We start from the raw sequence: 26,976 nt of genomic DNA on the forward strand, positions 1-26,976 counted from the left end.
CACTTTGATATGAAAAAGAAGGAGTGAACAGCATGTCACAAAGTCCTAACAATCCGGTGCCTCCAAAAGGCGGAGGAACACCAACCCCTGGGATGAAAAAATCCTCGACTGGACTGGATGAAAATGTTGGAGGAGTCATTGCTTATTTACTGGGTTTTGTCAGTGGTATCGTATTACTGCTTGTGGAGAAAGAGAACGATACCATTCGTTTCCATGCGATGCAGTCCACGATCGTTTTTGGTGGGATTTTTGTCATAGGAATGGTACTGAATTTGATTCCGATAATTGGACTTATGGTAAGTTTACTGCTTACACCTGTTTCGCTTATTTTGTGGATTTTTTTGATGATAAAAGCGTATCAGGGGAATCGATATCACTTACCGTTTACAGGGAAGGTGGCAGAAAGTCAGTTGAGGAAAATGATATTTTAACATAAAAGGCTCGTACAGAGAAGTTTTCTGTTCGAGCCTTTTATTGTTTTGATAGTGGTTCAACCACTGATTCTCTCATGAAGAAGAGGTCTGCATCTACGAATGTCAGACCCCTTCAGCTATCTCATTTTAAAGTGTGCATTAAATTGACCCCGTAGCATTCGTTCCATCATTTTATCCTTTTTCTCTTTACTGCTCTGCATATCTTTTTTAATCTCATATGTTTGAACTCCTTCCTCACGTTTATCCGCAATTTGAAGAAGCAATTCTACATCTGAGAACGAATATTTTCTTGTTCCCCGATTGGTTCTTTCAGGATAGATCAGTCCTTTTTCTTCATAATAACGAATTTGTCTCACTGACAGCCCTGTCAGTTCATTTACAGTTCCAATTGAGATCACTTTCTTCTCCTTGTATGAAGACATCCCTTCTCCTCCTTGAAAATAGAAAGCAGTTATGCACGATCCAGCCTTTTTACAAGTGTTTCCAATTCGCTTAATGTAAGGGTTTGTAGGATTTCGTCTGATGATTGAAATACTCCCGCTGCCACCAGTCTTTCGATGTAATGTTGTTTCATTGTTTCAACAGCATGACGCAAATGATTTTTCATGATGGATCACCTCGGCTTGAAAGTATTTAAAAGTAAACGAACAGGTACTGGGTATCAAAATTAAAACAAACATTCTTCATAGTTTCGTTTGCTTCCCCTCCTGTAATCTATGATATTGTCTAGAATATCTTACTGAGATTCAAATGTCACTTTATATGTTAGAAAATCTAACATAATATAAAATTGGTATGGTATATTACCTTACATATCCGGGTCCGATTTGCCTGTTTTCTAGTATTTGGTTTACACGTTTTCGTTAAAGTGAATCATGGGTGTAAGAGGACATTATTGGTGTAAAAGGAGTGGGCGCATGTGGATTAACCATCGTTTTTTCAAATATTTAACTGGGATCATCCTTATTTTAATATGTATTTTTTTCTTGGAGCTTCTTCACTTTTTCGAACCTTTATTAAAAGTCTTTAATACGCTTTTTTACCCTTTTTTAATTGCGGGGTTTCTTTTTTACTTAATCAGACCGTTAATAGGTGCGTTGTCTAAGATCAAATTCTTTCCTAAGCCTGTAGCAATACTTTTGGTATTCGCTGGTATTGCGGGGGTAATTTATGCTGGAGTCAATTTATTGGCAGATACAGTGAAGGAACAGATTACTAACATTTCAAATCTGCCGCAAAAATTGAAAGATACAGCTAAGGAAGCGGAGAAACAAATCGAAGAGAAGGATATGGGGATGTTATCGACCGACGCACTTAGTCAACGGGTAAATAGTTTTTTTAGTGATTTCATTCAAACTATTAGTGATAATGCTTCGCAAATACTTTCGGGGATTGCAGGAGCTACTACTGTTCTGATTATTGTGCCAGTAGTTCTTTTTTTCTTATTAAAAGATGGACACAAATTGATTCCATTTTTAAGAAAAGCTTTTCCGAGGCGATTTAAAGTAGAGGTAGAGAACTTATTAAAAGATGTTGACAAAACGCTGTCGGCTTATTTGATCGGTCAAGTGACCGTAGCTTTCGTAGACGGGGTGCTTGCATATATCGGATTCTTAATCATTGGACTGGATTATGCGCTGGTACTTTCGATGTTCATTGTAGTAACGGCGATCATTCCTTTCTTTGGTCCCATTATTGGTACGATTCCAGCGTTTGTTGTGGCGCTGATGCAGGATCCTGCCATGGCTCTTTACGTCGTTATAATTATAATAGTGGTACAGCAGTTGGAGGGAAATCTTGTAGCACCGCTGGTTCTCGGGAATCGCCTTCATTTGCACCCGCTTACGATTATTTTGCTAATTATTGTCGCGGCTCCTTTATTCGGTTTTATCGGAATGGTCATAATCGTTCCGTTATATGCGGTTGTGAAAATGGTATTAAAAGATCTTTATAAGATGTATCAAGCACATACGTGAGAAAAGCCAGCCTCTAGTTAAGGGCTGGCTTTTCGTTATCTTATAGAGATTTCCTTTATGATGAATCCGCTCTTAGGAAGCGAGGGCATTTTACGTAGGCTGTAGCTGTAATCTTGTTTAGGAACCTTGTACTGGAGATGGCGTGTCATAAATTGAAAGCTTGCCTGAAGAACTTCGAGTGTCGGCCATTCACCAGGGCATCGGTGCCCTTTGTAATAGTCACCTCCACCTTGAGGGATCAAATCGAATAGTCCGCCTTCCCAATCCTCGAATCGTTCTGGTTTGAAGGTCTCTGGGTCCTCCCATAAACGTGGGTCATGATTGGTTCCGTAAACGTCGATAAGGACAAGCTGGTCTTTTTTAAAAGCGTATTGCTGCCATGTAAAATCGTGATTGACGCGTGCACCCAAGAAAGGGACGAAGGGATAATAACGTCTAACTTCTTGTGTGAAGTGGAAGAGATAATCGTCATCTTCAGCCACTTGAGCTTTTATATGAGGAAAATCTTCCAGTGCAACGGCGCCGAAAGTCAGGAATTTGGAGATGGCAACAAGGGGACGGATCACATTAAGCAGCTCTATTGCAGCCATGCGGGCATCCAGTGGTTGTCCGCTAAGGTCTCTGTGGTTTGCCATCTCATAAAGTGCCGTACCTTCCTGTAGATCAAGTTTACCTTCTCTAACTTTATTAATAAGGTTTTCTATCCATTTTTCTGAACGTTTTCGTGCTCTGCGGCTCTCGATATGCTGAGGGCCGACCGCGCTGAACCCATCGATCATCTTACTTAAATCCTCAGTTCGTTTTGGTACCTCTTTTTCTAATAGAGGGACTCCTGCCCAGTCGCACGCTGTCCGGCATAACAGTTCACGTGTTTCGTCATAAAGCACGATTTTTTTCATGCCTTGCCATTTGCTGGCATACTGTTCCCAGTAGGTAGTTGTGATCTTGCGAAGATTTTCTAATGCTTCAGGTGTCATTAAAGACATGAACAACAACTTACGGTGGGTATGAGCTTCACCATCCATGGTTTGAATTGCGTTTTCTCCGAATAACGTTTTTAAAACACGTTTAGGCAAAGCACCATTTCTGTTCATACGTTCGGTGTCATAAAAAAGTTCCGCGCCTTTTTCGCCACTTAGAAGTGCAACTTTTTGCCCCAATAACCTGGTTTCGTATACGTCTAAATGATGTTTTTGAATGCGCTTTGGTATGAATTCATAGCCATCCTTAAATAGGGTAAGTGTATTATCCAACGTACGGTCTTTCGGTACTTTAACGACCATATGTAAATCCCTCCTCATAACTTGCATGTTTTAATAGTTTCCTCTGAAAACGATTGAATAAACCAAACGGAAGAGAAAAATAATCGGAGATAAAATACCGAGAAATATTACCAAATCATAACTAAAAGACCACTCCATTCGAGTGGTCTTTTTTGATAGGTGGTTATTTCTTAATTTGATTTTCAATCAGTTTTACCTTGCGATCTTCTTTATGAGAAAGAGACGCTGCTTCATTAATAAGCGTTAATAGAATCGCATCTTTTTGATTAATACTCGCCTGTTTTCCATCTAAAATGGAGGATACCCATTGTTCCATCGGCATAGGAGCTGCCTCCGGGATTTGGTCAGGAGTCACCCAGTTGTCTTCAGTTAAATAAGTACTTTTCACCCTGATTTGACCATCTTCTACTAGTATAGTTCCTTCTGTGCCATATAATTCAAGCTGAAAAGGGCTGCCAGTGGAGACGAAACTGGTCTCGAGCGTGGCGACGGTTCCAGAGTCATACTCTATGAGAGCTGCAGAGTAGTCATCGACTCCTCGTTTCATCAAGGACTGCAACGTCCCTGTCACCGTTACTGGATTTCCACCTGCTAACCGGTTGGCAAGGTAGATAGGATGTGCACCGAGGTCAATCAATGAACCGCCCCCGCATGCTTCTTCGTCAAAAAAGCGGTGTGGCAGCCAGCCATCCGGATTTTCTCTTGTTGGGACAGCACCATTGTGGGCGACACGGCACCTTAGCATAGTCAGGTCCCCAAGTAATCCTTGATCTAAGGCTTGCTGGGCATATAAAAAATAGTTTGCTGTCAGTCTAGGAAGAGAGGTCATAAACTCTACTCCAGCTTTGTTGACTTCATCCAATATGTCTTTACAATCTTTTGTTGTAAAAGCAAGCACTTTCTCTGTGAAAATGTGCTTTCCATGTTTAGCGGCAGCGATGATGATCTCTTTATGTAACTTTGTCGGAGTAGAAACGATTACAGCGTCAATAGAGGGGTTAGATAGAACTGCATCCAAGTTGTTCTCAAAAGGCACATTTAATTCCTCGGCCCAGTGAGCTCCGCGTTCAGCATCCTCATCCCAAATGAGTTCAATCGATATAGCAGGGTTTTCCTGCGCTTCTTTTGCGTAATCCACGGCATGGACATGCCACTTACTGAGTAACGCTACATTAATCATTAGGAACCACCTTTTCTAGTTTGAATTCTACTTCCATAAGTTTATCATGCTTTGTCAGTGAAGGTAGTTTTAGGAGTACCACAAAAAAGAGCACAGCCAAATTTTGGCTGTGCTCGAAATTTTTAGGGGGAGGTCTTACATTCATACTATTCGACATGCTGTTTTTCTTTAGGGGGTTAAACGGCAAAAGTTTAATGAGAGGCTAACGTGTTGATTACCTTCCGATGTTCAGGATACTGTTCTAAAAGTTCTTCTTTACTGAGCAGTTCGAAGTCATCGAAGTCGAACCCAGGAGAAACCATACAGCTGACGAGGGAAAAGGTGTCTTGTTTATTTACGGAAGAGCCGAAGATCGTGTGTTTTGGGACCTTGTATTGCGGCACTTCCCCGTTATCTAAATCAAGTCCTAATTTCACTTCCTCATAGGTTCCTTCTGGATGGATCATATGAATAGTCAAAGGACTTCCAGAATGGAAGTACCACAACTCATCTGATTTCAACCGGTGAAGGTGGGAAACATCTTGAGAACGCAGAAGGAAATAGATGCTCGTATAATATAAACGCTCTCCTTTGTATTTCTTAAGTAGAGTTTCATCACCTGCTTTTTCGTCAGAAGAGTACGTTTGTTTATAAAAACCTCCTTCCGGATGAGGCTGTAAATCAAGTTTATTAATGATTTTTTCCGCTTCTTCTTGCATGGATATCACTCCTTTTTAAGCTGTTATCATTATACCAGCCTCTGCCATACGCTGCAGAAAGGGGAGGAGCGTCAGAGTTGAAACCTCTCGAGACTTGCTATTCATATAGCCATTGGTGTAGAGTAATAACGTGATTTTTATTAGAAATACTTGTGTAGAGAGCCAGCTTTATTAAGTGAAGGCTTTTTTTAATATGATAAGCTATATCATTTAGCACATTCCCTTTAAGTAGTTTTAGGAATGTAGGCACTTTGCTCATATTGATAGGAGGGAACTAGAATGGAACAACTTAGAAAAGGCAATCCTTTAGCTCTAATCCCTTTTGGGGTTTTTATCATACTTTTTATTGGATCTGGAATTTTAACAGGAGACTTCTATAAACTCCCTGTCCTCGTTGCTTTATTTGCAGCGATTCTCGTTGCTTTATTGATGAATCGAAAGATGAGCTTTCAAGACAAGCTTCGTCACCTTACAGAAGGAGGAGGCCACCCTGATATTATCCTGATGGTAATCATCTTTTTGCTAGCAGGAGCATTTTCTTCTATTGCAGAAGGTGTAGGTGCTGTGGACTCGACCGTCAATTTAGGCCTTAGCATTCTTCCAGGCAACTTATTGATTGTAGGATTGTTCGTGATTGCTTGTTTTATTTCCATATCAATGGGAACTTCTGTAGGGACGATTGTCGCTCTTGCGCCGATTGGAATGGGGATTGCAGACCAGACAGATGTTAACGTTGCTTTGACTATGGGAGCGATCGTCAGCGGTGCGATGTTCGGTGACAATTTATCAATCATATCCGACACAACCATTGCGGCCGTACGTACGCAAGGAACAGAAATGAAAGATAAATTCAAAGCCAATTTCTTTATTGTTTTACCCGCAGCGATCATCACAGCAGTTATTTTCGGTGTGATTACAGCGGATGCTTCTACAACCTTACAGGAAGAGCATCCCTATGATTTGGTGAAGGTCTTGCCTTATCTTGGTGTTCTCATCTTCGCGGTTATAGGTGTGAATGTCATCTATGTATTAATGGGAGGCATTCTGTTTGCAGGGGTTGTTGGCCTTTCTGTCAATGAAATATCCATGATGGACTTCGTAACTCTTCTTGGAGATGGATTCCAAAGCATGCAAAACCTTTCTCTACTTGTTATTCTATTAGGCGGTCTGGTGGAATTGATTCGAAGAAATGGAGGCATTGATTTCCTGTTGAACTCGATCAGCCGTGGTGCCCGTACAGACCGTGGGGGAGAGTTCGGAATCGCAGGACTGGTCAGTGCGGTTAACTTGTCTACGGCCAATAACACGATTTCTATTATTACCGCAGGTCCTCTCGCCAAACAGATTTCTGAACGCTTTGAAATTGATTCCAGAAGATCAGCAAGTCTGTTGGATATCTTTTCAAGCTCCGTTCAAGGTTTGCTTCCTTATGGTGCACAGATCTTATCTGTTGCAGGTGTGGCAAGTATTTCTCCTGTGGCGATCGTACCGTTTTGTTTTTACCCAATATTGCTTGCGGTCTCAGGAATACTAGCAATAATGTTCAGATTTCCGAAGTTCACGATAAAGCCTAAGTCTTAGTGGTTGATTGCCCGAAAAGTCAGCATTGAAGACCTGAAACGAAAAAACGTGTAAATTCAAACCATGATTTGAAGCTTAAGTGTCAAATATCTCCTCTGGTAATAGAAGAGTGGGGTATTTGGCATTTTTTATTTTATTGTAAAATTTATCTTGTAATCTCAAAAATAACCTCTATAATAATAGTAACGAAACCGCTTTCGTAAAGAGGTGAAAAGTTGGTTACTATTTATGATATAGCAAAGAAGACGGGTTATTCTATCACAACGGTTTCTAAAGTAATAAATAACTATCAAGATGTAAGTGAAAAAACTAAAAAAGCAATACAGTTAGCTTTGGAGGAAAATGGTTATCTGCCAAATTCACATGCTAGAACATTGACGACTAAAAAGTCTTGGACTATTGGAGTTGTGTTTACTGAATCGCTAGGTGTTGGTATGACGCATCCATTTTTTAATCAAGTAATTGAGAGCTTTCGTAAACAGGTTGAATTCTCTGGATATGATTTGCTTTTTGCATCGAGAAGCATAAGCAATCAAAAAAAGAGCTATCTCGATCACTTCCGGTATAGAGGGGTAGATGGAGTGGTTATCGTCTGTTCTTCTTATAACGAGGAGCAGGTACAGGAATTAATGGAGGACTCTATCCCTAGTGTTGTTATTGATCTACAAAGTAATAAGTCAAGCGTTGTGTACTCTGATAATATTGATGGAAGTAGAATGGCAGTTAATTACTTATATTCCCTGGGACACCGCGCAATTGCACATATTTCAGGAGATGCTACTCTTTACGCAGGTGAACAAAGATTATTAGGATATAGACAAGCTATAGAATCGTTAGGACTACCGAATGAAGAGCGTTTCATTGAGAATGGTGCATACTTTTCGAGAGATGGCGGATATAAAGCTATGGAAAAGTTATTGAAATTAAACCAGCCTCCCACTGCTGTTTATGTAGCAGGTGATGAAATGGCTATTGGTGCTATCCAGGCTATAAGATCCCACGGTCTAGAGGTACCTGATGATATTTCTATTGTAGGTTTTGATGATATAGAATTAGCACAATTTATTAATCCTCCTTTGACAACAATTAAACAGAAAACAGTTTTGATAGGAATCGAAGCAGCAAACCTATTAATTAAACAAATAGACCAAAAGCAAAAAAGTATCGAAAGTTTGATGATTCCAGTCGAATTAGTAATAAGAAAATCATGTAGAAGTCTATAAGTATTTTTTTTAAGCATTTACGAAACCGCTTTCTTTATTCGAAATATTCGAATAACTATATTTTTTTAAAGCTAACGAAACCGGTTTCGTTATTTAATGTTTGGATAGGGTTAGACATCCTTTCTAATAAATTTTATAGGGGGTTATTATTTTGAAGAAACGGTTTAATTTATTTTTGGTGCTGGTGTTTATGTTAATTGTTGCTGCTGCATGTTCTTCAGATTCTAGTGCTAATTCTAATGGGGAAAAAGACGATGATGTACTTAAGGTTTGGTCATTTACGGATGAACTTAAGAAGCCAATTAAACATTTTGAAGAGAAAAATGGCGTAAAGGTTGAGTTAACCATCGTTCCTATCGCTGATTACCCAACAAAGCTTAAGCCCGTTTTAGAGAGTGGTGTCGGGGCACCTGACGTCTTTACTGGAGAAATTGCTTTCCTAAAACAGTGGACGGATCGCAATTATTGGGAGAACTTATCCGAGGAGCCGTATAACGCTGATGAGTGGGAAGAAGATTATGTGGACTATGTGTTTGATTTAGGAAAAGACTCAGAGGGAAATGTGAAAGCTCTTTCTTGGCAAACAACTCCTGGCGGCATTTTCTATCGTAGAAGTATAGCTAATGAAGTATTAGGAACGGAAGACCCTGATAAAATTGGTGAAATGATGTCTAGCTGGGATGGTGTTTTTGAAGTTGGCGAAAAAATGAAAGAAAAAGGATATCGATTATTCCCGGATGAAGGAGCTATTCGCTGGTTTTCTAAAGGAGAAGAACCTGAACCATGGGTAAATGAAAATAATGAACTTGTAATGACAGATGCAAAATTAAATTATTTTGACCACGCCAAAAAACTACGTGAACAAGAATATACTGCTTTTGCTGCTGAATGGTCTCCTTCTTGGATTGAGTCTATGAATGGTCCTATTTCAATTGGTAATGACGGAGAAGAAAGTAAAGAAGGCGGAGAAAAGACCGAAGTATTCTCGTATGCTTTGCCTACATGGGGATTGCATAGTGTATTAAAAATTAATGCAGAAGACACAGCGGGAGATTGGGCTGTAACAAATGGTCCTGCTCCATATTTCTGGGGTGGAACATGGCTAGGTATATACAGTGGTTCTGATAAAAAAGATCTAGCCTGGGAATTCGTGAAAATGATGACACATGAGGAAGAATTTTTGACAGACTGGGCAAAAGAGACTGGAGATGTTCTTTCCTACTTACCAGTAACAGAAAAAATCAAAGGTGATTTCAGTGAGCCATTTTTAGACGGACAAAATAACTATAAATTTTTCTTAGAGCAAGCAGAGAAAATTGACACTGGAATTGTTACAAAATATGACCAGCAAATTGATACGATACTTGGTACACAAGTACAGGACTATGTAGACGGCAAGAAATCGAAAGAAGAAGCTATTAATGAATTTTATAACCAAGTGAAAAATGCATACCCTGAGATTAAAATACCCCAATAAACCAGACATCTCAGCATAAGACATATTGGGATAAAAGCAGTCGCTTCTATCCCAATACTCTTTTTACCCTGGAGAAAGAAGGAGTGCTATATGAAAAAACTAGATCATAAAGGATACTTTTTTATAGCCCCATTTTTTGCTATTTTCTTAGTGTTCAATATATACCCAGTGTTATTAACTTTTTATTATACTTTTACGAATTATGAGGGATATGGAACCCCACAATTTATTGGTTTTACCAATTATATTCGTATCTTAAGTGATGGTTATTTCTATGAGGCATTTTTTAACACGTGGAAAATATGGGGGTTAAATTTTGCACTGCAATTAGGCATTGCACTTTTATTAGCTGCTTTGTTCTCAGATCTCCGCTTTAAAATAAAGGGTCTTGGATTCTTTCGAGCAATATTTTATTTGCCGAATTTAATTACAATCAGTTCGGTAGCGATTTTATTTAGTATCATGCTGGATTGGCGTCATGGATCCATTAATATGTTCTTGCAGCAAATCGGTCTTATCTCAGAGCCAATTAACTGGCTGAATCAACCGGTTACTGCCCAAATCTCTGTGGCGTTAATTCTTACGTGGATGTGGTTTGGTTACACCTTCATTGTGCTAATGGCAGGTGTCTCTGGTATTCCAGGAGAGTTGTATGAAGCAGCTTTAATTGATGGAGCTAATCGTTGGCAAACGTTTTTACATATAACACTACCTTTGCTTAAGCCTATTATGCTATATGTCATGATCACGTCACTTATTGGCGGCTTGCAATTATTTGACCTTCCTATGTTAATTACGGATGGGCTCGGAGCACCTGAAGGTTCACTGAATACAATGGTTCTGTATTTATACAACCAAGCGTTCCGATATAATAACTATGGTTATGCAGCAACAATTGCTTATGCACTGTTCCTTATTACCGTAATTTTCTCAGCCATCACCTTTAAGTCAATGTATCGTAAAAGCGTAAAAGAGTAGGAGAGGTGAGCCATGAATAAAAAGAAATATACGAAACTAGTAATCTATGCTTCTTTGCTTTTATTAGCTTTAGTAAGCGCCCTGCCTTTTTATATGATGATCATAAACTCTACCAGGGATACCAAAGAGATTTTGGCTGGTTTTTCCTTTTTGCCAGGCAGCTCTTTACTTGAAAACTATCGAATAATGATGGATTACGTAAACATATGGAATGGTTTTAAAAACAGTTTAATCGTATCCATTTCAGTTACTGTCCTGAGCGGATATTTCTCTGCTTTAACGGCTTTTGGATTTGCTGTTTATAATTTTAAAGGTAAGAATGCTTTATTTATTTTTATGCTTCTAATGATGATGGTTCCAGGGCAACTGGGGTTAATCGGATTCTATGAACTTAGTAAATTTCTGGGAATACTCGATACATTTGTTCCTTTGATTGTACCTGCTATTGCGAGCCCATTCGTCGTATTTTTCTTAAGGCAGTACCTAGCCACGACTTTACATCCTACTCTGTTAGAAGCAGCTAGAATGGACGGGGCAAGTGAATTAAAAATATTTCACATAATCGCATTACCTATTATGATGCCAGCGGTAGCCACCATGTCGATTTTTACCTTTATAGGTTCATGGAATAACTATATCGTGCCGTTAGTTGTCCTGTTCTCTCCTGAGAAGTTTACGATACCAGTGTTAATGGGCTTCTTAAAAGGTTCTCAGGTAGCTCAAAATTTAGGGTCAATGTATGTAGGAATTGCAATCTCAGTTGTTCCAATTATGATCGCGTTCTTGTTCTTCTCTAAATATATCATAAGCAGTATTTCTGCTGGATCAGTAAAAGAATAATAAAAAAGAGGTGCATGAGATGAAACAGTTTTCAAAGGATTTTATTTTTGGAACGGCTACTTCCTCCTATCAAATTGAGGGGGCTGCAAACGAAGCAGGAAGAACTCCATCTATTTGGGATGAATTTTCCAAGATACCAGGAAAGGTATGGAATGGAGATACAGGGGATATAGCTTGCGACCATTATCACCGATTTGAAGAAGATATTGAAATTATTAAAGCGTTAGGTGTGGACTCCTATCGGTTTTCCATTGCTTGGCCTAGAATTTTTCCTTATGAAGGACAGTACAACCCAGAGGGGATGGAATTTTATAAAAAGCTAGCTGCGAAGCTGAATGAAGCAGGTATTAAACCATTTGTCACTCTCTATCATTGGGATATGCCAAAATGGGCGCACGACAAAGGTGGATGGGTCAATAGAGATTCAGTACAGTGGTTTTTAGAGTATGCAGAAAAATGTTTTGAAGAATTAGATGGCCTTGTATCGATGTGGATTACTCATAATGAACCATGGTGTGCAGCACTTCTAGGGTATTATGAAGGGGTACATGCGCCTGGACATAAAGACTTAGAAGAAGCAGCGAAGGTGTCTCATCATTTACTTTTATCACACGGGAAAGCTGTAAAATTATATAAAAACAAGCTTGAACTAGATAAACCAATAGGGATAACATTGAATCTCTCTCCTGTGTACCCAGCAAGTGATTCAGTGGAAGATCTACTGGCAGCAAACAACTTTGACGGTTATCTGAATCGTTGGTTTTTGAACCCGATCTTTAAGGGCAGCTATCCTTCAGACATGATGAATCTTTATTCGAAACAAATAAAAAGCTTTGATTATATCCAACAAGGAGATTTACTAGATATCTCTACACCTTGTGATTTCTTTGGTATAAATTTTTACAATCGAGCTTTAATTCGTTATTCTTCAGAGTCTACTCTTCTATTCGAACCAGGAGAATCAGATTATCCGAAGACAGGCATGGGATGGGATGTCTCCCCTAATGAATTTAAGGAACTAATCCATACATTGAGAAGAGATTATACTGATTTACCGATTTATATTACAGAGAATGGTGCATCTTATGAGGATGTCCTTGAAGAAGATGGTTCTGTTCACGACTCAGAAAGAAAAGATTACATGGAACAACATTTAGAAGCAATTGCAGTCTTAAACGAAGAAGGCATGAACATTCGAGGCTATTATTTGTGGTCTTTACTTGATAACTTTGAGTGGGCATTCGGGTATAATAAACGTTTTGGCATCACGTATGTAGATTTTACGACTCAGAAGCGATACATGAAGGATAGCGCCAAAAGGTATGCGGAGATTGTGCATTGCAGACAACTGTAAGCTTTAAAGAACAGTCATCCCAAGAGATTAGTAAGAAGCCTACTAGAGAGCGTTTTTTAGAATATTCCATAATTAATAGAAAGGGAAAGAAAAAGAGCTTACCAGTTAGAATCGTCCAAAAAATGGATATTCTTATGGAGAAAAGGGAAGAGGTTTATAGGAGGCGTTAATTCTTATGAAGAAGCAACCTTTTTGGATGACCGTTTTCACTCTGTGCATGACGGTAGTCTGCTTATTCCTCTTTTCTCTTCTTTCCCCTTCAAAAACAGAACAAGTAACGAGTGAACAAACCGAACCAAGCAAACCAACCCAAGAAAAGTCCTCACCGCAGCAGGAAGTAGAACAAATGGGAGAAGACATTACCATTCAATATGATGGAGATGCCTATCCCGTGGATCAGCTTCCAGATGTTTCTGAGCAAGTGCTTCAGTATGAACAAGAAATTGAGAAGCATGCAGAGAAGTATGGTGTGGAACCCTATTCGAATGTCATCCTTGCACTTATGATGCAAGAGTCCAAGGGGGAAGGTGCAGATCCTATGCAGGCCTCTGAATCGTTGTGCGGGGAGGTAGGCTGTATTGAAGACCCTGATAAATCTGTAAAGCAAGGTGTCCGTTATTTTTCGAACGTATTGGAGAAGGCTGGGAACGATGTGAAACTTGCTTTGCAGTCGTATAATTTCGGAGATGGGTTTATTCAGTATGTTAAGGAAAATGGAGGAAAATACTCCAAAGATTTAGCCATTCAGTACTCAAAGAAAATGTTTGAGAAATTGCAAGGCTCAGGAAATTTTAGCTGTCGGTCTCCTGAAGAAGCTGAGCTTTCAGCCTGTTATGGGGATTTTGATTATGTAGGTGAAATTTTAAAATACTTTCGAGAAAGTTAAAAAGTTGACCTCTTAAAGCGGAGGTCAACTTTTTTAGATAGGTTAGGGATTTAACGGCTGGCCAAGAACGGCAACATATTGATTCTCAATGAATGACTTGAAGCGCTCGCCATCCCATTGTAGAGGTGTCTGGACGAGGCCAAGACCGTCAGCACTATATCGGCCGATAATCCTCTGCAGCGCATATAATTCATATATTCCATCTCCATTAAAATCAATTGGGTAAAGCTGGTTCAACCCTAAGACAGAGCCTTCTAACGATGAGATTAATGTTCCGTCTGGGTTATAGATTTCAGCTAAGTAATCATCTCCGCGGTTACTCAAGTCAATAGTGAACGTCAAACCGAGTGTCTGGTTCGTCACTTTTACACGGTATTGATCTTGATAAATGACTGAGTAGACGTAAAGATCGTCGAACCTTTCATAGTCGAACAAAACAGCAGGTTGATTGTTCAAGAAAGAATAGACATAAAAATACCCGAACCCGCCGCTACCTCCTGAATCCATCCGGATATAAATATCATTAACTTTATTACCTGTAAAATCCCCAAGGAATAAACTTGGCTGATAGCCTTCATTCGTTTTCAGGGGGACCGAATAAAACAGCTGTGTCTTCCCATCCTGGATGACTAGTGTGATGTCTGTAGTATAAGGGCTATCTGGAGATCTTTGACCTACAAGATAAACATAATCTGGAACGTAATCTCCATTCACATCTCCCTGGGCATAAGAGAGAATATAAGAATTCCCTGAGGGTTGGGTTTGCCTTTGGTAAAAGGAGTCATAATACATCATCGCCACCATCCTTGATAAGGTGTTAGCTTATTTTATGCTTAGTTTTAAAAAATGATGGCATAAAAAAAGAGAGCTTATAGCCCTCTTTCAAACTTTATAAACGGCTGAACCCTTCCTGTTGGAGGAAATTAGCTGCTTCTTCATAGGAATTGAATGTTCCTTCTAATTGTTCGTCCGCGTACACATTGTAACCGTCTTCTTCTCTCATGAGCACAAGAGCTTGATCATTCTCATTTAACCATTCTTCCATGACAGGATCTTTCTCGGCAGGGGAGAGAGATAAGGACTCAATAGAATCTCTAATGAGCTCTCGAAGTTCATCCGCATCAAAGTCCTTAATGCTTACCATTCCTTTACTGTCAGTTGGATAGTCTTCCATTTGTCCTGCATAAACGAAGCCATTGCCATTCGGGTGTAAACGGTAGACGACGATTTTTTTATCATATAAGCTTTCTTCATAGTGGAAGTTCACTCGTCCCAATGAAATCTCTTTCTTTTCTAATTCCTCGAACTCTTCAATAACGGATAATTTTTCTTCAAACGATAACATAGGAACCTCCTAGTCTTCTTTTCATCATTTTAGTATAGCACAAGACTGTTTCTGTATGAAAAGAATTCATTGCTAATTATCAGTAGATGTTGTATAGTTTAAGAGCGATGAGCTGTTTGTGTAAGACGAAGTATAAGCTTAAAAGCTAAACGACGAATGTGGTCGTCGGTACATTCGCGACAAAAATCGAAAGCCTTCCCTTTGATTAGGGAAGGCTTTTTTATGCAGTCGTCCATTTTTATTTAATCTTTCCAAAACTCATATGTTCATGACGTCCACGGATAATTTGATAGATCCCATACAAAATTAAGCCTAAAGCGACTACCCCTAGAAGCCATTGACCATAAGGTGTTTGGGCCAGTTCAGAAAGAGCTCCATCAAGTCCTTTAGCTTGATCGGGATTAGCGGACATGGCCGTTTGTACAAAGAAAAATCCGATAAGTCCTAAAACTACGCCTCGTGAAATCAATCCCATTTTTCCGGACTTTCGAGCAACTTTTTGTTCATGACGATCCATTTGACCCGTTTTAAATTGCTTCATGAACCTTTCGCTCCATCCAGAGTAAAGTTCATATAATCCATAACCGATAATAATGATACCAATCGCACCTACAACCCATTGCCCAAAAGGCTGGGATAATAACTTAGCCGATAGTGTCTGTTCTGAATTGCCACTACTGCTTCCGGCTTTCATTGCTATTTTGATGGCATTTAAAGCAAGAGCTCCATAAATAACACCACTGACGGCATAGCCAATCCGTGATATGGCTCCCTTATTTTGCGGATTTTTGATGGCTTTTATAAAGTCCCAAATAACATAACCAATTAAACCAATTCCTATTAACCATAGAAGGATTTCTCCAAACTGAACTCCCGCTAAGGTACGGAGCATTCCGCTGGTTCCCGTTGTTTTTCCCCCTACACCGATAGCTGCCATGAAGGCCAGTACGCCGACGAGGCCATACACGGCTCCCTTCGCCATGTAACCAAACCTGCCAAACCGTCGAATCCAGGGTTTGATTTCTTCTTTTGTTTGTTGAGCTTGCGCGCTCGTTGTCATTGATGAACTCATGACTCCTCACCCATTTCGTTAGAATGTTTATTCACGATTACATTTCCCGAAGTAAGGTTAAAAGAAACAATTTGTTAAAAATTGGTTGAATAGTGCCGGGAAAGGCATCTAAATGGTATAGTATTCTTGGAAAGAGGGGATGTTCATGTATTTGACTATAAAAGAGACGGCAGAGTATTTGGACCTGCCTGAAGAGTACATCATTCGTCTGGTTAGGCAGGGGAAGATTCGTACTCTTCATGACGGGGAGCATTACTTGATTAACAGAGAACAATTCAGCACTCATTTTGAGCAAATAGAAAAATATCGTGCGATGATTCAGGACTATTTAAATGAACCGATACCTGAAGATCCTTATGTCAAAGATGAAGATTGAAAAAAGCAGAGCATTTGCTCTGCTTTTGGTTATTTCACTTCATTATTCTTTTACTGCTATAGCTTCAATTTCAACTAATGCACCCTTAGGCAGTTTACTAACCTCAACAGCTGCTCTTGCTGGATAAGGCTCGCTTAAATAGCTGGCGTATATATCGTTAACAACTGAAAAATCATCCATCGAAGCTAAGTAAATATTGGCTTTGGCGATGTTTCTATAACTCAGACCGGCTTCTTCGAGAATCGCTCCGAGGTTTCTCATAACCTGGTGAGTTTGATTACTAACATCATCGGATACAAATTCCATGGTTTTCGGGTCTAATGGTATTTGACCTGAAATAAATAGCAGGTTTCCGAGATCTGCAGCTTGAGAATACGGACCGATAGCTGCAGGGGCTTGATCTGTAGAGATGGCTTTAAACATAAGTTTTCACTCCTGTTATGTAAGATTGAATCTATCCTAACATGAAGTTACATTACAGGGAAATCGTAACCTGGTTCGCAAATTGTTCCATTGTTATCCAATTGTAACGTTAACGAGATGGACAGGAGGGTAAAATCATAGTGGGTATAGGATCATGTTTCTACAATATGAACGGAGGGTTTTAACTTACATGAGTGAAAAAGAGAAACTGGAAGAGAAGATTGAAGTTTTGCGCTTAAGGATGTATGAGATATATGATCAGAATCTATCAGAGGAAGACCTGCTGCAAGTATCAAGGGATTTAGATGAACTGTTAAATAAGCTGAGGAGACATACAAGAGGATGCTATTCAAAAAGATAAAGTTATACATAGAAGCTGATTTTCTATGTCAATAAAACTAGAGTGTTGTTGTATTGTGAAACGTATGATAAGTTTGAACTAATGCCACCCGAACGTTAATAACGACTGCGGGAACTTAACCATTTCCACGGGATGGCAGGTTAAACCTCTACATTACGTAGAGGTTTTTTTATTATTGGTGAAGCAATGAATTTTCCGTAAATCGAAGCCACTAATACTTCTAATCCTATCTGTTTTATCATCTTACGAGTGTTCTACCTTTAGTTTGTTGATTGAGCGATCCATTAATGCCTCCCGAAGTTTACATTCTTGTAGTGTAAAAGATAAAGCCTAGTCTGGAATTATTTTATGGAGTTGTAACCTTTTAACTTATCTAACGCAGATAAAATAACAGCGATTTGAGGAGGGAACGCCATTTTGAAAAAAAATGCTTGGATTTTGCTGATGGTGGCTTTACTCGCAAGCTGTGGAACCAAACCTGACTTTGAAGGTGCGATAATCGAAGTGAAGGAAAATAGCATCGTAGTTGGAGAGGATACAGTCGATCCTGAAGCAAGCTACCCGACATATGAAGTGATCATCAATGAGAATACAGAGATTAACGAACCTATTGATCCGCTATCAAATGAAAAGGTCCAAGTTTGGGTTTCAGGAGAAGGAATCGAAGTAGATGGAAAAGTGGCAAAAAAGATAATAGTTGACCAAAACCAGTGAGGCTTTTCTTGCTGGTTTTTTATTTTGTTTAATGAAAACGGTTCATTTCTTAGAAAAAAAAGATAAAAATATAAATTTTCTGATATTGGGTTGCTATTCGACAAATCTCTCGCTAGAATACTCTTTACATTTAATTATGAAGGGAGGCTCAGCGATGATCACGTTTATCGCATCTATTGTTTTACTCATCGTCGGATATTTGGTTTATGCAAAGGTGGTCGAGCGAATTTTTGGAATTAATGATCAGCAAAAGACCCCTGCTTACACCAATCACGACGGTTTTGATTACTCACCAATGAGCTGGTGGAAAGCGAGTCTGATCCAGCTTTTGAATATAGCAGGACTTGGTCCAATTTTCGGTGCGGTGCTCGGGGCACTATATGGACCCGTAGCGTTTATCTGGATTGTCGTAGGAACGATCTTTGCAGGCGCGGTCCACGATTATTTTTCTGGAATGCTATCATTACGTCATAAAGGTGCCCAATACCCGAGCCTTGTGGGTAAATACTTAGGAAGACCCGTACAAGCGCTTATCAACTTATTATCAATTGGGCTTATGATCCTCGTCGCTGCAGCCTTCACCGCAGGCCCGGCGCAATTATTGTCACAAGTGACTCCGCTTGGATTTATGACATCTATTATCTTAATTTTTGCTTACTTTCTGATCGCTACTTTATTGCCGATCAATAAAATTATCGGGAAGGTTTATCCGATCTTCGGTGCTATCCTTATCTTTATGGCGGTTTCTATCGGTGTCGGCCTATTCTTTTTCGACAACCCGATTCCTAATTTGACTTTGCAAAACTTGCATCCGCAAGAGTTGCCAGTTTGGCCGATGCTTATGGTTACCGTATCTTGTGGAGCGATTTCAGGTTTCCATAGTACCCAAAGTCCAATCCTTGCTCGTACGCTGAAAAAAGAGAGCGAGGGGCGAAAAGTCTTCTACGGTGCGATGGTGGCAGAAGGAATTATCGCAATGATCTGGGCAGCTGCTGGCATGACTTTCTTTGGCAGTACCGGAGGATTGCAAGCAGCGCTTGATGCAGGTGGTCCTGCAGGTGTCGTCAACGAAATCAGCAGTACAACTCTCGGAACATTAGGCGGCATCCTGGCTGTACTTGGGGTGATCATCTTGCCTATCACAACCGGGGATACAGCTCTTCGTTCATCGCGGATGATGCTTGTAGATTTATTCCGTCAGTTAAGTAAGAAAGACTTTAACGGCAAATGGTCACCAATCTTCTTTGCGATTCCTGTGGCTGTCCCTACTTTCTTGCTTACTCAGATGGATTACAGCTTCCTCTGGAGATATGTAGGCTGGTCCAACCAGGTTGTCGCTACGGTGATGCTTTGGACGGGGGCTATGTACTTACTCAAAAATAGTAAATTCCACTGGATCTGCAGTGTACCCGCTCTGTTTATGACAGCTGTCGTCAGCTCTTATATTTTCTATGCACCCGAAGGGTTTGGATTATCTTATTCTACTTCCATGGTGATAGGATCAGTCATTTGGCTTGCTGTTGTAACTTGGTTCGTCTGGCAAATTATCAAACAGAAAAACATCCGAGAAGAAGAAGTGGTTACAACTAAAGCAGGATAAAGGTATATCATGTGCAACACTCCAATGTAATTAGGCATTGGAGTGTTTTTTGTGATCTTCTTTTTATAGAAGGGTAGTGGAAGACTCAATTGATAAATTCGTTTTGTTGGTTTCCTTTATCATAACTAGAGCTTGGAGGTTCGGGAAATAAGCGCGCTTTCCGTGGGCATGCGCTGAGCCTCCTCGAGCCAATGCTCTCCAGTGTCTCACCTGTCATGCTGGATGTTCCAACAGGGTCTAGCCATTTCCCAACCTCCTTCCTTTTGTTTGGAATAACGGAAATGCCTCAAAAGGTAGAAAACATCAAATCTCCATATAGTAGGTACACTGGAGAAATCAAGAGATTAATTACTTCAATTTGCAGGGCCTTTCTAATGATAGAAATTAATCCCGCCGTTTGATATAAAGTTCGTCTGACTCAGGATCCCTTTTGCTCCTATTGGATGGGACCGTAACCTTGTTAACAGCTAGGTGTGCGGGAAAACGACGAGACTCCCGCGGGAGATGGAGCTGGGCGAGACACCACAAGGAGCGTAGTGACTGAGGTGGCTTGCCAGTTCCCCCGCAGGAAAGCGAGTTGTTTATTTGGGAGATAAGAAAATAGCTTCGCCGAGAATCAATCAAGTCGTCGATAGTGATTCCATACAAATCGCCGGAGACTATTCCGAAGAGGATGCCAAAAAGTTTATTAATGTGATCAATCAGTAGATGAAAATGAGAAAAGAGTTGAAGGTCACGTGTGTGATCTCCAACTCTTTTTTATTCTTGTCTCTGCAAAGGGAGCGTACAACAGCGGAAAGCTCCTCCTGATTTGATAATTTCAGAAAAGTCTACAGAAATCACGGTATAGCCGTGAGACTCTAACTCGCTGTTTAGCCTTTCGTTTTGGGATAGACTTATGATTTTTTTGTTGCCAATCGAAAGAACGTTAGGACCCATATGGAATTTTTCATCTTCTGTAACGTTGATGATATGAAATTGAGATTTAATTTTACTCAAATCTGACGAAGTAAAAGCTGGTGGATAAAGCAGAGCTGTATCATCACTAATAATATTAAACACGCAATCAAGGTGAAGTATGTCTTCTGTCAGAGATAAGGGTTCAATCTTATAGGATGGAAGCAGGGATTGCAGTTCTTCGATAGCGCTAAACGAAGTCCGACCACTTTTTCCAACCCAAATGGTTTTGCCATCGATAACAACGTCGCCGCCTTCAATGGAATCTGAAAACCCTTCTTGAAAAGGTAAGCCGTATTTCTGAAGCCAGGATTTAAGAATTTCGGTTTCACTTTGACGTACTTCTTCGCCCATGGATGCTATAAAAAGCTGATCGTGAATCGTAAAAGCAATGTCTCTTGTAAAGACTTGTTCGGGTAAATCCGGTTCTGTGGGAAGTTCGCAGACATCTACTTGGTGTTCCTTTAAAGTGTTCACAAATGTCTCATGTTGATTTAACGCGAGAGGAATATCAATATTGGTTTCTTCGTAGTGTTTTTGTGTTTCATTAATCACTTCGTTAATTTTCATGAATGCTGGCTTTACTACAATCACTCGTTTGAGAGCCGAGTATTCCGTCTCGCAATGAATGCTGTTCTCTGCGGCTATCCCTTTCATTTCAACACCCTCCATCTTACAGTTAATGCATAAATTCCCCATAGTTATAATCGTAAAACACTTCTGATTTAGAAATCCTAGTTTTCCGGTTTGTTGTACATTTTATACGAAAAAGCCGAGTCCAGGATGGAGGACTCGGTTGCGTGTTTATTTTAAGTTTTTCTTAATGTATTGAATGATTTTTCTTAGTTCTTTAGGGTGTGGGCGACCAAAAGGATTAGTCTGCCTTTGCTGATAAAGAAGCCTTCCATTCTCATCTGTTAAAAAGTATGCTGGTTCTCCGTGAGTTCCGTGATCTTCATAAGGGCTGCTTTCATCGTGATAATGGACACCATACTCTTTTAGAAAGGATAAATTGTGGTCTGCCAGCACCTGGAAAGTAAAGTCGTGCTCATTAACCATTTTTTTCAGGCTGTCTAAATGGTCTGTCGATATCGTTGTTATTTTAATTTGTTTATCTTCAAAATACCCTTTGCTTTCTTGGAGTTCTTTCAATTCTTCCATACATGCAGGGCACCAGGAGCCTCTGAAATAAATAAGCAAGTGCCAATAGCCTCCATTGTCTTTTCTAAAGTCTTCAAACGAATATTCAGTATCTGAAGTAGTAGGTAAAGTAAAATCAGCGACTTTCTCACCTAATTTATATTCGTTCATAAATATCCTCCTATCTTTATACTTATTATTTTCTTTACCCTGTTTTCCAATGATTTACACTACTTAGATCGGGGTAAGGAAATGGGAAAGGAGGAGTAATATGAGCCAAATAAAAGCGCTATTTCTAAATGCATCATTAAAAAATTCAGAGGAACAATCGAATACAGAGGCTTTGTGGAAAGAGGTTGGTGAAATCTACGACCAAGAAGGGATTGCCCACGAAAGTGTTCGATTAGCGGATTACTATATTCCTTATGGGATCGACAAGGATTTAGGTGACGGAGACGAATTTCCGCAGATTCTTGAAAAACTAAAAGGTGCAGATATTGTGATAATAGGTACACCCGTCTGGTCAGGGGAGAAAAGCAGTATTGCAACGAAAGCTCTTGAAAGGATTTACGGCAGCGCTAGTGAAACGAATGAAAAAGGACAATCGGTTTTCTATAACAAAGTAGCTGGCGCGGTCATTACGGGAAATGAAGATGGTGCTAAAAATGCGGCACAATCAATTCTTTATCGCATGTCTCATATGGGATTCGTCATCCCCCCTAATGTAGATGCCTACTGGGTAGGGGAAGCAGGACCAGGTCCTTCGTACATCGAGGCAAATGGCATTGAAAATGATTTTACGAAGAGTCATGTTGAAATGTTAGCTTACAATACAATGCATTTAGCCAAAATCTTCAAGGAACAGCCTATCCCGGCCGTTGGAAATACACAGTAGAAGACTATAACAAAAAGCCTGCCCATAAAAAAAGGCAGGCTTTTTGTTAGGAAGTCATGCGTTGGTGTTTCCACATCATATACCGGTAACGGATCGTGCACCCGATGCAGAAACCTAGAAGGGCGACACCTGCAGCGGTAACAACCATGGCACTAAAGATGTACCCGAGAATAGTAAAGTTAAAATAAAAGAAAGCGATCGCCAGCCCAATGCAGATCGTGGCAATCCACTGATTAAAGATCTGCTGGTCACGATCCTCTGGAATATATTGATTTGCTGGTTTAGTTAAGAAGTTCTTACTGATTAAAATGATTGGGTTTTGTTTCGTAATCAACGTGTAGACCCCAATAATAAAGGGGAAGAATAGGATCGCATGATGAATAAAGATTCCTAGTAAGACCGTCACCACAATAAATAATTGATTAGTTTGAACGAGAGGTTTTGGAATACTCATTTCGTTCACCTTCCTTTAAGACCTATTATACACAGTGTATTAGTCGGAATAAAGAAAAGTGAACAAATTGCGGAAGAGGATCGAACTTCTACATTAAAAACTATCAATTTTGTAAAAATCTATCGTGTTTTTATACAACTGATTATATATATTCTCAGCCGGCAGTCCTTTCAACTCACTAATTTTTTCTACCGAATCATGAATCATTTTAGGATGTGTAATCTTTCCTTTAAAGGGGCCCTCAAATGGCCAGGGGCCATCCGTTTCCACCATCAACTGGTCTAAAGGATAATTTCTGATCAGGGATTGAACTTCTTTTTCATAGACACAATCTGGAGTGATGGAGATAAAATAACCATTCTCTTTCATTCGATCAATGGTAGTAGCGGAGCCTTTAAACCAGTGGAAGTGTGCACGCGTCATCTCGTGCTTTTCTAATAAGTCACAGACGAGATCGGCATCTTCGTAGATGGCATGAAGGACTACCGGCTTATCCAATTCCTTAGCTAAAAGCAGGAAATGCTCCAGCAGCTCAACATATAGGGAGAGAATTACGCCTGGGTTTTTCTTTCGAGTATAATAAGGCAGCCCGACTTCTCCGATCGCAACCATGTGATTAGCGTACCGATGAATGAGGTCCGTTATTTGCTCTATTTCTTGATTTGTCGGAAGGCTTTGTTCCGGATGAAACCCTAGTGCTGGTTTGATTCTTTGATCTTCCATAGACCAAGTCAAGGTCCTTAAGCAAGAGTGCAAGTCATTGGAAACAGCAATAAGTTGGGTGATGGAGTATAGATCGAGTTCAGATAGCATCTGATCTCTGAACGATTCCTCATACATATCAAGGTGGATGTGTGTATCTATGATAGGCTTCATACGAGGACCTGCAATTCTTGAAAGATTTCCTTTTTCCATTCTAAGAATTCATTCGTTAATAGTATGGACTGCTCTCGAGGGCGAGAAAAAGGAACTTCAACCTCTTTGACTACTCGTGCTGGCCGATCAGATAAAACGATGATCCGGTCTGATAAAAAAAGTGCTTCTTCAATATTGTGTGTTACAAATAAAATAGATTTCTGATTTTCCTCCCAAACCGATAAGAGCCATTCCTGCATTTCGATCCTCGTAAATTCGTCCAGAGCCGAGAAAGGTTCATCAAGACAAATGAGAGACTGAGGGCTTAATAAACTTCGAATGAAAGAAGCACGTTGCTTCATCCCTCCAGATAACTGATTTGGGTAAGAGTGCTCAACCCCGCTCAACCCCGCTTTATCAATCATTTCTAAAGCAGCTTTACGGTTGGTTTCTCCTTTTATTTCACCACCAAGAACGACATTGTTGAGTAAGGTTCGCCAGGGAAAAAGCGCTGGACTTTGCGGCATGTAGCTGATGAAGCCTTTTTTCCCTGTAATTTCTTCTCCATCTAAAAAGATTTTTCCATGGTCAGGCTGAAACAATCCACCAATCAGGTGAAAGAGCGTACTTTTTCCACTGCCGGAAGGTCCAAGAATCGAGACGAACTCGCCTTCTTCCACTTGAAGCGAAAGATTTTGGATGACGGATTGTCTGTCAAATGACTTGAACAACTCTTCAATCATTAATTTACTCATAGGATTCTCCAGCTCCTTTTCTTTGCCATTTCGTCAACTGTCTTTCTATGAAATTGATAAGAAAAAAGAAGAGCAGGCTTAGGATCATAATCAAAAAGATGGCCACAAACACTCGATCCGTTCGGAATGAGGAGGAGGCTAACGTCATATACACTCCGATTCCTCTATTGGCACCTAGCCATTCTGAAATGACAGCCCCCATGACACTGTATGTGGCTGAAATTTTTAAACCAGAAAATATCGATGGCTGGGCATGAGGCCATTCAAGTTTACGAAAAATCTGTCCTTGTGTTGCACCCGCCATTTGCATGTAGTGTTTCAATTCAGGCGTCGTCTGCTTTAATCCATCCATTGCAGAAACGGCGATAGGGAAAAAGCAGACGAGAACGATGACGATCAGTTTAGGTAAAGCTCCAAAACCGAACCAAATCACTAACAAAGGTGCGAGTACAATAATCGGGATGTTTTGGGACAAAATGAGAAGCGGGTAAACGGCATCTCTCACAGCAGGGATTAGATGAAGAGTAATCGCGACGATCAGGCCCACGCTTACACCTATCAAGAAGCCAGTGATTGTCAATTGAATCGTTGACAGAAGATGATGAGAATAACTATTCCAGCCAGCTATTCCTTCTTGGGCAATCATTGATGGGGCAGGTAATAACCATTCAGGCACGTCAAAAGCCCGGCTGCTTCCTTCCCATAAAATGAGCAAAAGGATGAGGACCGAAGCTGGTCTCCATCCTTTTTTGAATACGCGTCTCATGACCGGTACTTCTCCGTCAATTGATCCATCGATGCTCCCTGAGGTTGATAGAAAATCTTAATTTGAGAGATGACGTTTTTACATCCACGCTCCACCATGGCTTCATTGATCTTTTCTATCAGGGGAAGGATCTCAGTAAGGTCACCTTCGATCGTTGTTTCCAAAGGATGGACCTCGTATTTCAAACCTGAAGCATCAATGATGGAGATCGCATGATCCACATAAGGAATGACATCTTCTCCACCTTTTGTCTTTGGTAAAATTTGGATGCTCACAAGAGAATTCGCCATCATTCTTCCTCCTCATCCGGTAAGAATTCGTTCGTAAATGCTTTTTCCGCTTCTAGTTTTTTATCTAGTAAATCGTGACTGTACATCCACGCCGCATAGTTTTCCCATACTTCTAAGTCTTGGATTCCCCATTGCTTAGCATCGTCCTGGTATTTAGGGGACAGCCATTTTTGACTCGCTTTCACAAGTTCGGGGTCAAGGTCTGGAACGGCCTCTATAAGGATATCGGCAGCTTTTTCAGGTTGATCGATCGCATACTCATACCCTTTAGAAACGGCTGCCATGAATGCTTCCACCGTTTCAGGATCATTATTTATTGTTTTCTCATTTGCTGTCAAAACAGGTGTGTAATAATCAAGTTTATCCGAGTAGTCGGTTAAGTACTGCATATTCAGTTCTTCTCCGCGAAGTTCGGCTTCGACACCAGTCCATCCATAATAAATCCAGGCAAAATCAATGTCACGTTCGACAGCGGTAAAGAAATCAGAGTTCCCCATATTAACAATTTCGACTTCTTCCACATTTGCATTTTCCTTCTGCATCAAAGAAGAAAGAACAGCTTTCTCAACTGGAGCACCCCAGCCACCATACGTTTTCCCTTCGTAATCAGCTGGAGAGGTGATGTTCTTTTCCTTTGGTGAAGCGAAACCTGAAGTATTATGCTGAATAATCGCTCCGATAGAGACGATCGGAATTCCTTGCACTCGCGCTTCCGTCAGAGTCTCCTGGGCACTGATTCCGAAGTCGGCTTTTCCTGAAGCGACAAGCTGGTCTGCGCCCGCTTCTCCTGGTAACATAATTTCAACATTTAGCCCTTCTTTTTCGAAGTAGCCTTCTGCTTTTGCGACATATAAGCCTGTATGATTGGTATTCGGCGTCCAATCCAGTACAAGCTTGATATCTTTAGTTTCTTTCTGTTCACTGCTTGATTCTGAACTTGCTTCATTGTCGCTAGAACATGCGCCAAGCAGAATAACAAGCAATACAAGCATGAATAACTTTTTCATAAGATTCCCTCCATTTGAGTTCATCACTACTGGTCAAAAGGGAGAACCTATGAATA

At 40.2% G+C, this 26,976-nt stretch carries 32 protein-coding genes; 15 read left to right on the forward strand and 17 right to left on the reverse strand.

What is annotated here, in order from left to right:
- Nucleotides 1-32 precede the first annotated feature (32 nt).
- Nucleotides 33-431 carry a DUF4870 domain-containing protein gene (locus ACRYKC_RS06330; RefSeq protein WP_433805892.1) on the forward strand — a complete coding sequence of 133 codons (399 nt, stop codon included), beginning with the start codon at nucleotides 33-35 and terminating at the stop codon, nucleotides 429-431.
- 119 nt (nucleotides 432-550) lie between these two features.
- Here the strand turns inward: ACRYKC_RS06330 and ACRYKC_RS06335 are convergent, their stop codons facing one another.
- Both ACRYKC_RS06335 and ACRYKC_RS06340 read right to left on the reverse strand, forming a co-directional pair.
- Nucleotides 551-856 (reverse strand): MerR family transcriptional regulator, encoded by a 306-nt coding sequence (locus tag ACRYKC_RS06335; protein WP_433805893.1) that lies wholly within the window; start codon nucleotides 854-856, stop codon nucleotides 551-553.
- 29 nt (nucleotides 857-885) lie between these two features.
- Nucleotides 886-1,041 (reverse strand): Fur-regulated basic protein FbpA, encoded by a 156-nt coding sequence (locus ACRYKC_RS06340; RefSeq protein WP_433805894.1) that lies wholly within the window; start codon nucleotides 1,039-1,041, stop codon nucleotides 886-888.
- 310 nt (nucleotides 1,042-1,351) lie between these two features.
- Between ACRYKC_RS06340 and ACRYKC_RS06345 the strand changes: the two genes are divergently transcribed.
- Nucleotides 1,352-2,410 carry an AI-2E family transporter gene (locus ACRYKC_RS06345; protein ID WP_433805895.1) on the forward strand — a complete coding sequence of 353 codons (1,059 nt, stop codon included), beginning with the start codon at nucleotides 1,352-1,354 and terminating at the stop codon, nucleotides 2,408-2,410.
- Between the two features lie 35 nt (nucleotides 2,411-2,445).
- On the opposite strand, the gene cypC is transcribed toward ACRYKC_RS06345, so the two are convergent.
- From cypC to ACRYKC_RS06360, 3 genes are all read right to left on the reverse strand, one after another.
- Complete coding sequence (gene cypC / locus ACRYKC_RS06350; protein ID WP_433805896.1) at nucleotides 2,446-3,693, reverse strand: CYP152 family fatty-acid peroxygenase CypC; 1,248 nt, start codon at nucleotides 3,691-3,693, stop codon at nucleotides 2,446-2,448.
- A 163-nt stretch (nucleotides 3,694-3,856) separates the two neighbouring features.
- Complete coding sequence (locus ACRYKC_RS06355; RefSeq protein ID WP_433805897.1) at nucleotides 3,857-4,873, reverse strand: Gfo/Idh/MocA family protein; 1,017 nt, start codon at nucleotides 4,871-4,873, stop codon at nucleotides 3,857-3,859.
- Nucleotides 4,874-5,064: 191 nt separating this feature from the next.
- Nucleotides 5,065-5,571, reverse strand: coding sequence for a cupin domain-containing protein (locus ACRYKC_RS06360; protein WP_433805898.1), 507 nt, complete (start codon nucleotides 5,569-5,571; stop codon nucleotides 5,065-5,067).
- A gap of 279 nt (nucleotides 5,572-5,850) precedes the next feature.
- Here ACRYKC_RS06360 and ACRYKC_RS06365 point away from each other — a divergent pair, with 279 nt between their 5' ends.
- The 7 genes from ACRYKC_RS06365 (at nucleotide 5,851) to ACRYKC_RS06395 (ending at nucleotide 13,910) form a co-directional block, all read left to right on the forward strand.
- Entirely contained in the window at nucleotides 5,851-7,152 is a 1,302-nt protein-coding gene (locus ACRYKC_RS06365) for a Na+/H+ antiporter NhaC family protein (protein ID WP_433805899.1), read from the forward strand.
- A gap of 215 nt (nucleotides 7,153-7,367) precedes the next feature.
- A complete protein-coding gene (locus tag ACRYKC_RS06370) occupies nucleotides 7,368-8,375 on the forward strand; it encodes a LacI family DNA-binding transcriptional regulator (RefSeq protein ID WP_433805900.1) in 1,008 nt (335 codons plus the stop codon).
- 151 nt (nucleotides 8,376-8,526) lie between these two features.
- Nucleotides 8,527-9,852: an ABC transporter substrate-binding protein gene (locus ACRYKC_RS06375; RefSeq protein WP_433805901.1), complete on the forward strand. Its 1,326-nt coding sequence runs from the start codon at nucleotides 8,527-8,529 to the stop codon at nucleotides 9,850-9,852.
- A 90-nt stretch (nucleotides 9,853-9,942) separates the two neighbouring features.
- Nucleotides 9,943-10,830: a carbohydrate ABC transporter permease gene (locus ACRYKC_RS06380; protein WP_433805902.1), complete on the forward strand. Its 888-nt coding sequence runs from the start codon at nucleotides 9,943-9,945 to the stop codon at nucleotides 10,828-10,830.
- Nucleotides 10,831-10,842: 12 nt separating this feature from the next.
- Nucleotides 10,843-11,670: a carbohydrate ABC transporter permease gene (locus tag ACRYKC_RS06385; RefSeq protein ID WP_433805903.1), complete on the forward strand. Its 828-nt coding sequence runs from the start codon at nucleotides 10,843-10,845 to the stop codon at nucleotides 11,668-11,670.
- Nucleotides 11,671-11,689: 19 nt separating this feature from the next.
- Nucleotides 11,690-13,024 carry a GH1 family beta-glucosidase gene (locus tag ACRYKC_RS06390; RefSeq protein WP_433805904.1) on the forward strand — a complete coding sequence of 445 codons (1,335 nt, stop codon included), beginning with the start codon at nucleotides 11,690-11,692 and terminating at the stop codon, nucleotides 13,022-13,024.
- A 175-nt stretch (nucleotides 13,025-13,199) separates the two neighbouring features.
- A complete protein-coding gene (locus ACRYKC_RS06395) occupies nucleotides 13,200-13,910 on the forward strand; it encodes a lysozyme family protein (protein WP_433805905.1) in 711 nt (236 codons plus the stop codon).
- Between the two features lie 42 nt (nucleotides 13,911-13,952).
- Here the strand turns inward: ACRYKC_RS06395 and ACRYKC_RS06400 are convergent, their stop codons facing one another.
- The 3 genes from ACRYKC_RS06400 to ACRYKC_RS06410 all read right to left on the reverse strand — a co-directional run bounded on the left by ACRYKC_RS06400 (nucleotide 13,953) and on the right by ACRYKC_RS06410 (nucleotide 16,327).
- The gene (locus ACRYKC_RS06400) at nucleotides 13,953-14,705 is read right to left on the reverse strand and encodes a VCBS repeat-containing protein (protein ID WP_433805906.1); all 753 of its coding nucleotides are present in this window, start codon (nucleotides 14,703-14,705) and stop codon (nucleotides 13,953-13,955) included.
- 94 nt (nucleotides 14,706-14,799) lie between these two features.
- Entirely contained in the window at nucleotides 14,800-15,255 is a 456-nt protein-coding gene (locus ACRYKC_RS06405) for a hypothetical protein (RefSeq protein ID WP_433805907.1), read from the reverse strand.
- Nucleotides 15,256-15,493: 238 nt separating this feature from the next.
- Nucleotides 15,494-16,327, reverse strand: a complete 834-nt coding sequence (locus ACRYKC_RS06410) for a DUF1206 domain-containing protein (protein WP_433805908.1) — start codon at nucleotides 16,325-16,327, stop codon at nucleotides 15,494-15,496.
- A 145-nt stretch (nucleotides 16,328-16,472) separates the two neighbouring features.
- Here ACRYKC_RS06410 and ACRYKC_RS06415 point away from each other — a divergent pair, with 145 nt between their 5' ends.
- On the forward strand, nucleotides 16,473-16,703 hold the full coding sequence (locus tag ACRYKC_RS06415; protein WP_433805909.1) for an excisionase family DNA-binding protein: 231 nt from the start codon (nucleotides 16,473-16,475) through the stop codon (nucleotides 16,701-16,703).
- 42 nt (nucleotides 16,704-16,745) lie between these two features.
- Here ACRYKC_RS06415 and ACRYKC_RS06420 read toward each other — a convergent pair whose 3' ends face one another.
- Nucleotides 16,746-17,126, reverse strand: a complete 381-nt coding sequence (locus tag ACRYKC_RS06420; protein WP_433805910.1) for a RidA family protein — start codon at nucleotides 17,124-17,126, stop codon at nucleotides 16,746-16,748.
- Nucleotides 17,127-17,280: 154 nt separating this feature from the next.
- Between ACRYKC_RS06420 and ACRYKC_RS06425 the strand changes: the two genes are divergently transcribed.
- From ACRYKC_RS06425 to ACRYKC_RS06440, 4 genes are all read left to right on the forward strand, one after another.
- Nucleotides 17,281-17,487: a Spo0E family sporulation regulatory protein-aspartic acid phosphatase gene (locus ACRYKC_RS06425; protein ID WP_433805911.1), complete on the forward strand. Its 207-nt coding sequence runs from the start codon at nucleotides 17,281-17,283 to the stop codon at nucleotides 17,485-17,487.
- Between the two features lie 417 nt (nucleotides 17,488-17,904).
- Entirely contained in the window at nucleotides 17,905-18,201 is a 297-nt protein-coding gene (locus tag ACRYKC_RS06430; RefSeq protein ID WP_433805912.1) for a hypothetical protein, read from the forward strand.
- Nucleotides 18,202-18,355: 154 nt separating this feature from the next.
- Nucleotides 18,356-19,801, forward strand: a complete 1,446-nt coding sequence (locus ACRYKC_RS06435) for a carbon starvation CstA family protein (RefSeq protein ID WP_433805913.1) — start codon at nucleotides 18,356-18,358, stop codon at nucleotides 19,799-19,801.
- Nucleotides 19,802-20,386: 585 nt separating this feature from the next.
- On the forward strand, nucleotides 20,387-20,509 hold the full coding sequence (locus tag ACRYKC_RS06440; RefSeq protein WP_433805914.1) for a hypothetical protein: 123 nt from the start codon (nucleotides 20,387-20,389) through the stop codon (nucleotides 20,507-20,509).
- Between the two features lie 51 nt (nucleotides 20,510-20,560).
- On the opposite strand, the gene ACRYKC_RS06445 is transcribed toward ACRYKC_RS06440, so the two are convergent.
- Nucleotides 20,561-21,415, reverse strand: coding sequence for a dimethylarginine dimethylaminohydrolase family protein (locus tag ACRYKC_RS06445; RefSeq protein WP_433805915.1), 855 nt, complete (start codon nucleotides 21,413-21,415; stop codon nucleotides 20,561-20,563).
- A gap of 147 nt (nucleotides 21,416-21,562) precedes the next feature.
- On the reverse strand, nucleotides 21,563-22,069 hold the full coding sequence (locus tag ACRYKC_RS06450; protein WP_433805916.1) for a peroxiredoxin family protein: 507 nt from the start codon (nucleotides 22,067-22,069) through the stop codon (nucleotides 21,563-21,565).
- A gap of 100 nt (nucleotides 22,070-22,169) precedes the next feature.
- Here ACRYKC_RS06450 and ACRYKC_RS06455 point away from each other — a divergent pair, with 100 nt between their 5' ends.
- Complete coding sequence (locus tag ACRYKC_RS06455) at nucleotides 22,170-22,793, forward strand: flavodoxin family protein (protein ID WP_433805917.1); 624 nt, start codon at nucleotides 22,170-22,172, stop codon at nucleotides 22,791-22,793.
- Nucleotides 22,794-22,839: 46 nt separating this feature from the next.
- Here the strand turns inward: ACRYKC_RS06455 and ACRYKC_RS06460 are convergent, their stop codons facing one another.
- From ACRYKC_RS06460 to ACRYKC_RS06485, 6 genes are all read right to left on the reverse strand, one after another.
- On the reverse strand, nucleotides 22,840-23,247 hold the full coding sequence (locus ACRYKC_RS06460) for a DUF4395 domain-containing protein (RefSeq protein WP_433805918.1): 408 nt from the start codon (nucleotides 23,245-23,247) through the stop codon (nucleotides 22,840-22,842).
- 93 nt (nucleotides 23,248-23,340) lie between these two features.
- Complete coding sequence (locus ACRYKC_RS06465; RefSeq protein ID WP_433805919.1) at nucleotides 23,341-24,123, reverse strand: TatD family hydrolase; 783 nt, start codon at nucleotides 24,121-24,123, stop codon at nucleotides 23,341-23,343.
- On the reverse strand, nucleotides 24,120-24,857 hold the full coding sequence (locus ACRYKC_RS06470; protein WP_433805920.1) for an ABC transporter ATP-binding protein: 738 nt from the start codon (nucleotides 24,855-24,857) through the stop codon (nucleotides 24,120-24,122). Before ACRYKC_RS06470 ends, ACRYKC_RS06465 begins: the two co-directional genes overlap by 4 nt.
- The gene (locus ACRYKC_RS06475; RefSeq protein ID WP_433805921.1) at nucleotides 24,850-25,623 is read right to left on the reverse strand and encodes an ABC transporter permease; all 774 of its coding nucleotides are present in this window, start codon (nucleotides 25,621-25,623) and stop codon (nucleotides 24,850-24,852) included. The genes ACRYKC_RS06470 and ACRYKC_RS06475 overlap by 8 nt, the downstream gene beginning before the upstream one ends.
- Nucleotides 25,620-25,913 (reverse strand): thiamine-binding protein, encoded by a 294-nt coding sequence (locus ACRYKC_RS06480; protein ID WP_433805922.1) that lies wholly within the window; start codon nucleotides 25,911-25,913, stop codon nucleotides 25,620-25,622. Before ACRYKC_RS06480 ends, ACRYKC_RS06475 begins: the two co-directional genes overlap by 4 nt.
- Nucleotides 25,913-26,920, reverse strand: a complete 1,008-nt coding sequence (locus ACRYKC_RS06485) for an ABC transporter substrate-binding protein (protein WP_433805923.1) — start codon at nucleotides 26,918-26,920, stop codon at nucleotides 25,913-25,915. Before ACRYKC_RS06485 ends, ACRYKC_RS06480 begins: the two co-directional genes overlap by 1 nt.
- Nucleotides 26,921-26,976: the final 56 nt, after the last annotated feature.

It is taken from the genome of Halobacillus sp. A1-3, assembly GCF_050971765.1.
Lineage (GTDB): Bacteria > Bacillota > Bacilli > Bacillales > Halobacillaceae > Halobacillus > Halobacillus mangrovi_B.